Annotated in this window: 10 protein-coding genes; 5 read left to right on the plus strand and 5 right to left on the minus strand. The window is 67.5% G+C overall.

All coding sequences use genetic code 11. The annotated features are described in order from the left end of the window. Positions 1-64: 64 nt before the first annotated feature. From I7X43_RS03890 to udk, 4 genes are all read right to left on the minus strand, one after another. Complete coding sequence (locus I7X43_RS03890; protein WP_198099569.1) at positions 65-1036, minus strand: hypothetical protein; 972 nt, start codon at positions 1034-1036, stop codon at positions 65-67. 519 nt (positions 1037-1555) lie between these two features. Beyond that, positions 1556-2887 (minus strand): DUF1501 domain-containing protein, encoded by a 1332-nt coding sequence (locus I7X43_RS03895; protein ID WP_198099570.1) that lies wholly within the window; start codon positions 2885-2887, stop codon positions 1556-1558. Positions 2888-2899: 12 nt separating this feature from the next. Beyond that, positions 2900-5032 (minus strand): DUF1800 domain-containing protein, encoded by a 2133-nt coding sequence (locus tag I7X43_RS03900; protein WP_198099571.1) that lies wholly within the window; start codon positions 5030-5032, stop codon positions 2900-2902. Between the two features lie 253 nt (positions 5033-5285). Then, positions 5286-5921, minus strand: coding sequence for a uridine kinase (udk, locus tag I7X43_RS03905; RefSeq protein WP_198099572.1), 636 nt, complete (start codon positions 5919-5921; stop codon positions 5286-5288). 219 nt (positions 5922-6140) lie between these two features. On the opposite strand from udk, the gene I7X43_RS03910 reads away from it, so the two are divergent. The 3 genes from I7X43_RS03910 (at position 6141) to I7X43_RS03920 (ending at position 8713) form a co-directional block, all read left to right on the plus strand. Beyond that, positions 6141-6743, plus strand: a complete 603-nt coding sequence (locus tag I7X43_RS03910) for an OmpA family protein (RefSeq protein ID WP_198099573.1) — start codon at positions 6141-6143, stop codon at positions 6741-6743. A gap of 102 nt (positions 6744-6845) precedes the next feature. Beyond that, complete coding sequence (locus I7X43_RS03915) at positions 6846-7556, plus strand: class I SAM-dependent methyltransferase (protein WP_198099574.1); 711 nt, start codon at positions 6846-6848, stop codon at positions 7554-7556. 44 nt (positions 7557-7600) lie between these two features. Continuing rightward, the gene (locus I7X43_RS03920; RefSeq protein WP_198099575.1) at positions 7601-8713 is read left to right on the plus strand and encodes an aromatic ring-hydroxylating oxygenase subunit alpha; all 1113 of its coding nucleotides are present in this window, start codon (positions 7601-7603) and stop codon (positions 8711-8713) included. Here the strand turns inward: I7X43_RS03920 and I7X43_RS03925 are convergent. Further along, a complete protein-coding gene (locus tag I7X43_RS03925; RefSeq protein WP_198099576.1) occupies positions 8710-9678 on the minus strand; it encodes a catalase family protein in 969 nt (322 codons plus the stop codon). The two genes, I7X43_RS03920 and I7X43_RS03925, sit on opposite strands and share 4 nt — an antisense overlap. A 148-nt stretch (positions 9679-9826) precedes the next feature. Between I7X43_RS03925 and I7X43_RS03930 the strand changes: the two genes are divergently transcribed. Continuing rightward, on the plus strand, positions 9827-10306 hold the full coding sequence (locus I7X43_RS03930) for an OsmC family protein (protein WP_198099577.1): 480 nt from the start codon (positions 9827-9829) through the stop codon (positions 10304-10306). A gap of 59 nt (positions 10307-10365) precedes the next feature. Beyond that, positions 10366-12435: a S9 family peptidase gene (locus I7X43_RS03935; RefSeq protein WP_198099578.1), complete on the plus strand. Its 2070-nt coding sequence runs from the start codon at positions 10366-10368 to the stop codon at positions 12433-12435. Positions 12436-12531: the final 96 nt, after the last annotated feature.

Raw genomic sequence — 12531 nt, forward strand, 5'->3', positions numbered from 1 at the left:
GCGCCGCGGCCATTGGCGTCATCCGCCCCGCCCAGAACCAGCAGGTTGCTGCCGCGCAGGTCGGTCAGTGCCCGCCCGGCGTCGCGCGCTCGCGTTGGGCCACCCGCCAGCTGCCTTGCTGGGTGATCTCGGTCAGGCGCTCACGTTGCGCCGACAGCCTGTCACATGAGGTCACCTTGGGCGGAGCGCCCATCTCAATCATGTGGAACACGGTGGTGTTGAAGTTGCCCAGGGCCAACGCTTCGGCCATGCGCCCTGGCCAAGGGCCCTCGGCTTCAGCGCTCAGCCCTTTAGCCATGGCCAGGGCCTTGGCGATGTCCATCAAGCTCGCCTGGGGCTGGCGCCAGAGCAGCTCGGCCCCGTGTAGGCAGGCCTGGCGGTGCCCATGGCGCACGGCCTCGGGCGAACAGACCGTGAAGATGCGCTCGGGCGCGACGGCGGGCATGGCGGCGAGTTGGGTGATGAAGGTCAGCGCCACATCCAGTTCCAGGCCAACCGGTAGCTCGCGCGCCAAGGGCAGCAGGGTCAGCTGCAAATCGCGGTGGTAGGCCCGTACGTATTTGGCGCGAGCGACGCCCGCCCATTGCGCGTCCGTTAACGTCAAGGGCCCCCAGCCGGGGGGTAGCCAGGCCAGCAGGTTGTCGGGTTCGATGAGCGACCAACGATCGGCTGGCACGGCGCGGCAATCGCCGCGCATCGAGCAAGCGCGGTCGTGCTGCTGCCACAGGTGCAGCACGTAGGGGTCGGTGGCGGCGGCGGCCTGCTGCCGGAAGGCGGCTTCCGCGCCCTCGCTCCAGCCCGCCGTGTGCTCGGCCCGCAGGTAAAGCGCGGTGGCCAGGCTGCGAGGATCGCCCTGGCGTTCCAGGCGTTCGATCCACCCGGCGAGCATGCGCCGGCGCACGGCCTGCTGGGCCTGGGTGGTGGGTAGCGCACTCAACGCATTCACCATGTGGTCCATGGCCTGCGGGTCGCCGGTGTTCACGACACCGCCTGTGCCTTGGAACACCGACTCTTCCGACTGCCGGTGCGCCTGCATGCCGTGTGAGCACCACTGGGCTTCGATCTGCGTAAGCTGCGTGGGGTTGAGGTTCGGGCGCGAGGCGCCGGGCGGAGCTACGACCGCGCCGGAGGTGGCAGGCGCCGGCCCCGAGGCCGGCGCGCTGCCTGACCTCGGCACGCCCCCGCCCATGGGTTGGGCCAGGGAGGCCGTTGAGAGTGGCGTTGAATGCACCGGGGTTGGCGCTTCGCCCGCTCTGTGCCACAGCCCGACCCCACCCAGTAGGGCTAAGGTCAAGATCAGGCCTCCCACGGCCCACCGTCGGCCGGGCTTCCTTTTTTGTTCTTGCATCGGGGCATTTTAGAAAAGGGGATCACCGCGCTACTGCCGCAATCCCGCCGTGTTGCGAAGGGTAGGCGCTGCAAAGGCTTCGCGCCGCGATGCTTGGCATCGCCTTTTACCCCCAACACGGCAAGGCGCAGGTCCTGGTCGAGCGCCCGGGCCTGGTGCTGGTGGGGCTACTCCCCTCGGGCTGCAGCAGTAGGTGGATTTGCAGGTTTAGGCGAGCATGAACCCCAAGTCCTGCGGCGCGAACGCCGCCAGGTTGGGGAAGGCAGTGGCGAGCGCGGTGGCGTCGGCGCCAAACCAGCGGGCCAGCGTGGCGCCGAACTGCTCCAGCGAGGTGCTGGGGATGAGGGCACCGCGGCCGTTGGCGTCATCCGCCCCACCCAGCGCGGGGTAGGGGAAGCGGCCGTACACCTGGCCCCCGCGCACGGCACCGCCCAGCACCAGCAGGTGGTTGCCCCAGCCGTGGTCGCATCCACTGCCGCTGGGCTGCAGCGTGCGGCCGAACTCGCTTTGCGTGAAGGCGGTGACTTGGGTTGCGGTGCCCAGCTCCTGCATCGCCGTGTGGAAGGCCGCCAAGCCCTCCGCCACTTGGCGCTGCAGGTCCCAGAAGGTCCAGCTCTGGTTGGAGTGCGTGTCAAACCCGCCCAGCTGGCAGAAGAACACCTGGCGCCGCATGCCCACGGTGTTGCGCAGGGCGATGACGCGCGCCACCTGGCGCAACTGGCGGCCCAGATTCGTACCGGGGAACACGGTGTTGACGGTGGCGCTGCCGCTGCTGCGCAGCAGGGTGTTCAGGGCGATGGCATCTCGCCGCACCTGGTTGGCCCCTTGCACCAGGCGCACGCCGCTGTCGAGCATCAGAATGTCGTTCAGCGCCTGGCGCCGCGCGGCGGCTGCGCTGTCGGGCCAGACGGCCATGCCGCTCATGTCCAGGTTGTTGTCGGGCAGCAGGCTGGCGCTTTGCACCTGGGTGCCGGCAGCAAAGAGCGCATTGCCGGAGAGGGACACCGAAGCGGGGAAGCGTGCCGTGCCATTGCGGCTGTTGACGGCGTCCGCCACGCGCCCGCCCCAGCCCGTGCCGCCGCCCGTGGCATTGCCGGCCTGGGCGATCTGCATTTGGTCGGAGTGGGAGTACAGGTTGCTCGGCAAGGGCACGCTGCTTGCCAGCAGCTGCGCCCGCGTGGTGGGCGCGGCCAGTGGCCCCACATTGGCGACGGCCGCGAGCTGCCCCTGGGCCCAGAGCGGGTGAATGGCTTGCAGCCCCGAGTGCAGGGCGAAGGGGCCCTGCGGCGTGCTGATGGGCAACAGCGTGGCGCTGTTGTCCGGCAGGGCCAGGGCGCCCCGCGCTTGGCGGTAGGCGGCATGGGCCGTGGCCTCCATGGGGATGAGGACGTTGTGGCCGTCGCAGCCGCCGGCCAGATAAATGCAGACCAAGGCCTTGTAGTCGGTTTGCGTTTGCGCGCGGGCGGTGGGCCAGCTGCCCGCTGCGGTGAGCGCACAGGCGGCGCGGAGCAGTGCGCGGCGGGTGGTGGTGGGTTTCATGGCCGGGGCTCCTTAATGCTGGACGGCGTGTTGGCCGGAGAGCAGCGTGAGGTAGAGGGCGGTGAGCACGCGCTGCTGCGCATCGGGCTGGGCGTTGATGGCGTTGGCCAGGCTCTGGCGCAGGGCTTGGGGCATGCGGCCATAGAGCAGGTTCTGGTCCACCGCGTCCACCAAGGCCGTGGTGTTGCCGGCGACGCTTTGATAGGGCGTCAGGTCGACGCGCCAGTTCGCACCCGGCTGCACCAGCATCTGCCACAGCATGTTGCCGCGCAGCACCGCTTCGGTGGGTGTGTAGATCTGGAACTCCGGTGCGGCGAGCGTCGTCTGCGGCAGCCGGAACAGCGGTGAGTAGAAGCCGAACACCGAGGGCGGGGTCAGCGGCTCCTGGGCCATCAGGCTGAACTCCCAGGTCACGGCATTGGTGGGCAGAAAACCGCCGCCCAAGGCCCGCGCTGTGGCGGCCACATGCTGGATGGCGTCGCGCAAGCGGCCGTCGTTCAGGCCCGCGCTGTCGTTGCGGGCCTCGGCATCCACCAGCACCGCGCGCACCGTGGCGCGCAGGTCGCCACGCACGCCGCTGCCGTTGTTGGCAAAGACCTGGGCCACGCGCCGCACGTAGTCGGGGCTGGGGTTGCTCTTGACCAACTGGCGGATCAAACGCTGCGCGATGAAGGGGCCCGTGTTGGGGTGGTTGAACACGCAGTCCAGCGTGGCGCGCAGGTCGGCCTCGGCCCCTTGACCGGGGGGCAGCACACAGCCCAGAAAGCGCTTCTCGCGCGGGTCGTGGTTGATCTCTCGGAACACCAGGGGGCCGGTGAAGTTCTCCCAGTTGTTGGTGCCGGCGCCCTGGTAGGTCCAGCCGGTGAGCGCCAGCGCCACCTGCTGAATGGTGGCCTGGTCATAGGTGGGCACGGGCCGGCCGCTGGCGTCCAGCTGCGGTGTGCCATCGGGGTTGAGCCGGACCAGACCGATGGTGAACAGCTGCAACAGCTCGCGCGCGAAGTTCTCGTTCGCGGCCGAGCCATTGCGCGGCGCGTTGCTGTTGGCCAGGTCCAGGTACTTGCCCATCTGCGCGCTGCGGGTGACCTGCTCCAAGAGCGTGCGGTAGTTGCCGAAGGCTTGCTGGCTGAGCAGGCGCAGGTGCGGCACCACCTCGTCGGGGTAGATGTTCTTGTTGAAGCTGATGACCAGCAGCTGCGCCAGCGCATAGGCCACGCGCTGCCGCAGTTGGTCGGGGGCTTCGGTGAGTCGGTGCAGATAGCCCTGGGCCACCACGCGCCGGTCCGTGCCGGTGGTGACAGGGGTTTCGGGCATCAGGAACTGCTCGTTGAGCCAGGCCTCCACCCCCAGCTGCTTGACCCGCGCGACGCTGGGCGCGTTGGGGCCAAAAGCCGCCTGATCAAGCAGGCGCGAGGCCGCAAGGTTGGGCGTGCCCAGGCCGGGCGGGATGGGCGCCGGGGCGGGTGCGGGGGCCGGCGCGGGTGCAGGTGCAGGACTGGGCGCGGGGGCTGGAGCGGGCGCAGGGGCAGGGGCCGTGCTGCTGCTGGTGAAGCTGACCCGGACGATGTCGGAGCCGATCGAGCCCGGCCCCAACGCCAAGACCTGCACGGTCTGGCTGGTGCCGGCCCAGGTGGATGGCGCCATGCCGGTGGCGACGATCTGGCTGGAGGAGATTCGCGTGCTGGACACCGGCTGCCCCGCCACCAGCACCTTGAGGTCCGTGCCAAAGGCGGCGCCATTCAAGGTCAGGCTGTAGGCCCCCACGGGCACGCTGCTGGGCCGGGTGCCCCAGAGCCGCGGCTGGACTTGGGTGACGGACAGGCTGGCGGAGCCGACGATGGTCGGATAAGCGGTGCTGCGCGCCGTGACCGCCACCACGTTGCTGGGCTGCGGCACCAGCAGGGGCGCGGTGTAGAGGCCCGTGCTGCTGATGGTGCCCACTGTGGCGTTGCCGCCGGCAATGCCATTGACGGACCACACTACGGTGTTGGGCGAGAGCGGCACATAGGCCGTGAGCTGGCGCGTGCTGCCGATGGGCAGCTGCCCATTGCTGTAGACCGTGATGGTGCTGGCGAAGGCCGGCAAGGCCAGGGCCGCCACGGCCAGCCCGAGCGGGCGGGACCAGGCGAAGGTGGGAACGTTCATACGGCGTCTCCGAAGCCCCGGAGGCGGGGCGAGGCCCTCTTCACCGCAAAGGTCGTGCCAAGCCACGCAGCGCAGCGAGCTGGGTCAAAAGTGACGCAAACCGTCGGACCCGCTGACGCGAACGGTCAGTTCGGGCGGGGCGGGTGACAGCGAAGTGTGAGGAGGTGTTGCAAAGGCTTGCCGCGGGTTACACGGCTTGTCTACAAGACCTTGAAGCGGCGGCAAAGCCCCGTCGCTACGGAGCGGGAACCGATCAACCCATCTCCCGCAACAAACTCATCACCTTGGTGGTGATGAGCTCCACCGCCGGGCCGTTGGCGCCGTGGGGGAGGATCACATCGGCGTTGCGCTTGGTGGGCTCGATGAACTGCTTGTGCATCGGCCGCACGGTCTCCAGGTACTGGTTCACCACGCTCTCGGTGTTGCGGCCGCGCTCTGAGATGTCGCGCTGCAGGCGGCGGATGAAGCGCACGTCCGAGGCTGTGTCCACGTAGATCTTCAGCGACATCATGTTGCGCAGCTTGGCGTCATAGAGGGCGAACAGGCCTTCGACCACGATGATGGGTGCGGGCTTGACGGTGATGGTCTCGTGCGAGCGGTTGTCGGCCGCAAAGTCGTAGACGGGCATCTCGATGGCCTCGCCCTTGCGCAGCGCGGCCAGGTGCTGGGCCATCAGCGGCCAGTCAAAGGCGTCCGGGTGGTCGTAGTTCTGCTGGCGCCGGGCCTCGGGCGGCATGTGGGACTGGTCGCGGTAGTAGTCGTCTTGCATCACCACCGCCACCTTCTCTGGCCCGATGGCGGCGAGCACCTCGCGCGTCACGGTGGATTTGCCGCTGCCGCTGCCCCCGGCGACTCCGATGACGAATGGTTTGTGATGGGACTTGGGCATGGCAGTCGGCGCAGGGTGGGACGGAACCTGCGGATTGTCGGGTGAGCAGATCATGGACCCCCGGTCTACCGGGCCATCCGGTCGATGGGGCCGCACGAACAAGCTTGGAACGTTTTGTTTCACCTCTGTGTCAGCGCCCGCCTGTCGGGCTGCGTTAGTGGGGCACTCGCGACGGCGTGAGTCGGTCGGAGTTTCAGATCTCAACCTTCGGAGTTCCCCATGAAAGCAGTCGGAATCCTGGTCCTCGGCACCTTGGCCTTGACCGGGTGTGCCACCAAGGACTATGTCAACGAATCCGTGGCGCCGGTTCGATCGGATGTGCAGGGCTTGAATCAGCGGGTTCAGGCGCAAGGCGAGGGTTTGAAGTCTTTGGATGGGCGCGTGTCGGGACAAGAGGAGCGCATCAAGGCCTTGCAACTGGAAGCCCAAGCGCGGGCCCTTGAAGCCGGAAAGATCCGCGCCCCCGGGTTTCTGATGAGCACCGTGCTCACCGACGACCGCTTCAAGTTCAAGCTGGGCCACGCGCAGCTCAGTGCGGAGGCGGCCGCGGTGTTGGATGAGCTGGTGGCCAAGCTCAAGGCGGACAACCAGCCGGTGGTGCTGGAAATCCAGGGTCACACCGACAGCACCGGCAGTGCAGACGCCAATCAGCGACTGGGCCTGGCCCGTGCGGAAATGGTGCGGCAGCATTTGGCCCGCGCCGGCGTGCCGCTACACCGCATGGCCACCATCTCGTATGGCGAATCCGCCCCGATGGCGGACAACGCCACGGCGCAGGGACGGAGCCAAAACCGGCGCGTTCAGGTGGTGGTGATGCGCTGAATCTCCCGCACCCGGGCGGAAACGGGCACACTGGTGTCTTCTGCCCGGGCAGCACGCCCAGTTCGGGCGGGCCTCGGAGCCAGTGCGCGCGAAGGCCCTTCTATGCCGGGTTATCTGGTGTCTCACCATGTGGTCACGGTTTCGGGGGGGGCTGACCTCACCATCCGATCGTTGCAGGACAAACAGCAGCACGCGGACCCCGACGGCTTGGCGGCTGCGGCGGGCATCAGCACCGCGCAGTGGTCGTTGTTTGGCCAGCTGTGGCCGGCTGGGCAGCAGTTGGCGGCCTACATGGCGACGCGCCCCTTGGTGGCGGACGAGAACATCCTGGAGATTGGCTGCGGCCTGGCACTGGCCAGTTTGGTTTGTCATCGCCGAGGGGCATTGGTGACCGCCAGTGACTGCCATCCGTTGGTGGGGGCTTTTCTGCTCGAAAACTTGCGGCTCAATGGCTTGGCGCCCATGCGGTACTGTCATGGAGCGTGGGGATTGGATGGGGGCGTTCCCCAGGCGCCTCGACTGCAGGGGCGGTTTGAGCTCATCATGGGCAGCGATGTCCTCTATGAACGCGACGACGCGGGTACCTTGCCGGCCTTTATTCGAAAACATGCGGCGGCCCGCGGCGAGGTTTTGATCCTGGATCCGAACCGCGGCAATCGTGCGGCCTTTCATCGGGCCATGGCCTCGCAAGGCTACGACCGCACAGAAATCCGCGTGCCCCCGCTCGTGAGTGGGGCCGCTGCGGCCCGCTTGCTGCGTTACCAGCGGGGTGGGCGCATTGCAGCCGCCTGCCCACCGGTAGACGAGGCATAGTGCTTGGTCCCACCCCGGGGCCTTTGCATCGACCACCGCATGCCATGACGAACTCTCCCTCCCCCCTTGGGCCGGTCCATCCCGATGTGGCCCGGGCTGAAACGCTGGACAAAGCGTTTTACTTAGACCCCGCATTGCAAACGCTGCAGCACGAGCGCCTGTTTGCGCGCAGCTGGCAGTGGCTGGGGGACTTGACCGATGTGGCCGCGCCCGCCAGCTTGGCGCCGCGCACGTTGCTGCCGGGCAGTTTGGACGAACCCCTGCTCTTGGCACGAGACGGCGCAGGTGCCTTGCGCTGCCTGAGCAATGTCTGCACCCACCGCGGCAACCTGCTGGTGCACGAGCCCTGCCAGGGCGCGAAGCAGATTCGCTGCGGCTACCACTCGCGCCGCTTTGAGCTGGATGGGCGCATGGTCTTCATGCCTGCCTTTGAACAGGCGCTGGATTTCCCCCGCCCCTGCGACGACCTGCCGCGCCTGGACCTGCAGCAGTGGGGCGGCCACGGCTACGTGGCGCTGGAGCCGCCGCTGGACGCCTTCGACGCCTTCTTTGGCCCGCTGCGGGAGCGCCTGCACTGGCTGCCAGTGCAGGACTTCCAGCCCGACCCGGCCGCCAGCCGTGACTACGAGTTCGACGCCCATTGGGCGCTCTACGTCGAGAACTACCTGGAGGGCCTGCACATCCCCTTCGTGCACCCGGGTCTGACCCAGACCCTGGACCTGGCGAACTACCGCTACGAGCTGCAGGACTGGGGCAACCTGCAGCTGGCCACGGCACGGGACGGTGAAGTCGCCTTCGAGCTGCCGCCCAGCAGTGCCGAGTTCGGGCAGCGCATTGCCGCCTACTACTACTGGGTCTTCCCCAACCTGATGCTGAACTTCTACCCCTGGGGGCTGTCATTGAACCTGGTGCAACCGGTGGGCGCAGCGCGCACGCGGGTGAGCTTCCGCTCCTACGTCTGGAAGCCCGAGCTGCGGGGCCAGGGCGCCGGTGGCGCGCTGGACGAGGTGGAGCTAGAGGACGAGGCTGTGGTGATGACGGTGCAGCGCGGCCTGCGCTCGCGCTTTTACCGCCACGGCCGCTACTCGCCCACGCGCGAGCAGGGCGTGCACCAGTTCCATCGCCTGATTGCTCAGGCGATGGGGGCCTGCGTTTAGGCGACCCCTCGCCCCTGCTGACTGGCGAAATACACGACCTTGCGCGCCCGCATGACCTCCCCCAGCGGTTGGTGCACCGCCAGGGCCTGCCAAGGGTCGTAAACGCCGGCTTCGGCCTGCTGCGACCACGCTGGGTCTTGCGGCGGGGCGCTGACTGCCAATTCGGCCACGGTGATGAAGGGTGCCACGGCTTCGGGCCACTCTACGCTGGCGTCCTCGATGGGCGTGCGCGCCTCGTCTTCGAAAAACTGCGCCTGCAAGGCATACCGCAGCGGCCCGCGCTGGGCCTGACGCGTGAAGTCGCCCGCGAAATCGCTGTCGCCTGCGGCGATGGCTTGCCCATTCAAGGGCAACAAACGCAGCTTGGCTGCATAGGGCCCCCAGCGCAGCGGCAGGGTGCTGCCAAAGGTACCGGCCGCAAAGCCCGGGAAGGGGCGCTTGAACGTTGCGGCCATCTTCTTGAGCTGTCGGAGGGCGCCGAGGGGCCCAAACGTCTTGAACACCCACTTCAGCAAGGCTGCCGGGCTCTCGCCGGCGGCGAGCACCAATCCAAAGAACAAATGGCTGGTGGGGAAGGCAAAGGCCACCTGGTTGATCAGGCTGAAGTCCTGGTGGTCCGTGCGCCCGCCCAGGGCGCTCTCTCCTTCAGGGCCCCAGACCCGGAAGGCAAAACCCCGGATGTCCGGGCGCTTGTTGCTTTGCACGTCCACCCCGCCATTGCTGAGCCGCACGCAGGCTGTGTAGGTGCCGGGCTGGGCAAACCACCCTTGGGCGGCATGCGGTGGCAGTCCGCTGGCCACGGTTAGCGTCGCAGGCGCCACGATCAAGCCTTTGCGGTGTAGGGCCCGGCCGGTGCCAAAGCGGGCGTTCTTGCGCGCCTGCAGGGCGGCTATGGCTTGGGCTGCCGCGGCATGGCGCGCGGCTTCGTCGCCTTGAATGGCTTCTTTCCATTGGGTGCTGGGCATGGGGGGCTCCGCGAAAAGGATCGCCGCATCCTGCCCGCAAGTGCGCCAGGGCGCTATCGGTACGGTCCCCGTTGATTGACCCAGCGCAGAGCACATCCAGGCGCCCTTCGCGAAGATCCAGGCCTTCCTGCACCACCCGGAGCGCCGCATGTCGACCCGTTCTCCCCTTGTTCGTTTGACCCAGCAGCACGACTACCAATTCGACGTGGACTTTGGCGTCGGGCCCCACCTCCAGGTGGACGAACCCCCGCCCTTGGGCGCGGGTGCTGGCCCGACGCCCTTGGACTTGTTGGGCGCTGCGGTGGGAAATTGCCTGTCCGCCTCGTTGTTGTTCGCCCTTCGCAAGTTCAAACAAGAACCGCACCCCATAGAGACCACGGTGAGCGTTCACACGGGGCGCAATGCGCAAAACCGTTTGCGCGTTGTGGGCCTGGAGGTGCAGTTGCGGCTGGGCCAACCCGCCGAAGCCTTCTCTCACTTGGAGCGCGTACTCAGCAGCTTTGAGGCGTACTGCACCGTCACCGCCAGTGTGGCGGGGGCCATTCCAGTGGCGGTCACCGTTTTGGATTCGCAGGGCGGGGTCCTGAAAGCCGCCCCCTCAGATGCGGGGGCTGAACCGGCGGTATGACCAACGGTCTCCGGGCTGGGCGTGCCTATGCTGCCTCTTTTTCAAAATTTGGAGCGTTCATGCACGCCGTTCGTTTGCTTCGTTCTCCGCGACCCGTGGCGCTGGTGTTGGCGCTGGCCGCCACCCTGCCGCTCACGGCCCTGGCCCACAACCATGGCAAGGCCATGGGTCATGACGGCGAGACGCCGCTGATTCCGCGCGCCGCCCTGTTTGGCAACCCGGTCAAGGCGGGCGCCCAACTCAGCCCCAACGGCCAGTGGCTGTCGTGGCTGGCGCCGGTGAACGGCGTGATGAACGTCTGGGTTGCGCCGGTGGACAAGCCCGAGGCCGCCAAGGCCGTGACGGACTCCAAGGACCGCCCCATTCCCGGCGCCTTCTGGTCGGGCAACAGCGAGCAAATCCTGTTCGTCAAAGACAACGCGGGCGACGAGAACTTCCGCCTCTACGGTGTGGACGTGAAGACGGGCCAGCAGCGCGACTACACGCCGTTTGAAAAAGTGCGCGTGCGCATGATGGGTGGCTCGCGCGCCCGTCCGGACGAGGTGCTGGTGGGCATCAACAACCGCGACCCGCGCTGGCACGACGCCCACCTGCTGAACCTCAAGACCGGTGAGCTCAAGCTGGTGATGGAAGGCACGGGCTATGCCGGCCTCATGCCCGATGACTCCCTGGCGGTGCGCATGGCCATGCGCCCGAATGCAGCCGGCGGCATGGACTTCTTCCAGGTCAAGGAGGGTAAGGCCGAGGACAAGCCCTTCCTCTCCACCAATCTGGAAGACAGCTCAACCTCGCCGCTGGGCTACACGCTGGATGGCAAGACCCTGTACTGGATGGATGCGCGCGACCGTGACACCACGGCGGTCTACGCCGAGGACGTGGCCACCGGCAAGCGCACCCTGCTGGCCGAAGATGCCCGCGCCGACCTGGGCAGCACGCTGCGCGACCCGGCCACTGGTGTGGTGCAAGCCTACTCGGTGGACTACCTGACCAACGAATGGCACTTCTTGGACAAGAAGCTCAAGGCTGACTTCGATTGGCTGCAGAAGCAACTGGGCAAGGGCGAGATCTATGTCGCCAGCCGCACGCGCGATGACGACAAGTGGATCGTGGGCATCGACCCCGTCTCCAAGGTCGCCGCCACCTACCTGTATGACCGCAAGGCCAAAAAGCTGCGCGCGCTCTACACCGCTCGCCCGGCCCTGGAAGGCGCGCCCTTGGTGCCCATGCACCCGGTCGAGATCAAGGCCCGCGACGGCCTGACCCTGCCCAGCTACTTGACCCTGCCCAAGGCCGCCGATGCCAACGGCGACGGCAAGCCTGAGAAGGCCGCGCCCCTGGTGCTGCTGGTGCACGGCGGACCCTGGGCCCGCGACGGCTACGGTTACAACTCGCAGCACCAGTGGCTGGCCAACCGCGGCTACGCCGTGCTGTCGGTGAACTTCCGCGCCTCCACGGGCTTTGGCAAGAAGTTCCTCAATGCTGGCAACAAGCAGTGGGGTCTGGCCATGCACAACGACTTGCTCGACGCCGTCGAGTGGGCCGTCAAGCAAGGCGTCACCACCAAGGACAAGGTCGCCATCATGGGCGGCAGCTACGGGGGCTACGCCGCGCTGGCCGGTGTGACCTTCACGCCCACCACCTTCGCCTGCGCGGTGGACATCGTGGGCCCCTCCAACTTGGAGACCCTGCTGGGCACCATTCCCCCGTACTGGGAGGCCGGCAAGAAGCAGATGTACAGCCGTATGGGCGACCCGACGACGGACGAGGGCAAGGCCATCCTGCGCGCCGCCTCGCCGCTGTACAAGGCCGACCAGATCGTGCGCCCGCTGCTCATTGGCCAAGGTGCCAACGACCCGCGGGTCAAGCAGGCCGAGAGCGACCAGATCGTGACGGCCATGCAGGCCAAGAACATCCCGGTGACCTATGCGCTGTACCCGGATGAAGGCCACGGCTTCGCCAAGCCCAACAACCGCATTGGCTTCAACGCCATGGCCGAAGCCTTCTTGGGCCAATGCCTGGGTGGCCGTGTCGAACCCCTGGGCGAGACGCAGCGGGCCTCCACCGTGCAAGTGGTGCACGGTGCCGAGCACGTGCCGGGCCTGAAGGACGCGGTGGCCAAGAAGCCCTGACCGGTCCGTTTTTGAATGCGCTTCTTGGGGCCCTTCGGGGCCTCTTTTTTTGATCGGCGCTCGACGCCGGGCGGCCGGACTGTCGAACGAGGCTGC

The organism is Inhella gelatinilytica (genome assembly GCF_016093295.1).
GTDB classification, from domain to species: domain Bacteria; phylum Pseudomonadota; class Gammaproteobacteria; order Burkholderiales; family Burkholderiaceae_C; genus Inhella; species Inhella gelatinilytica.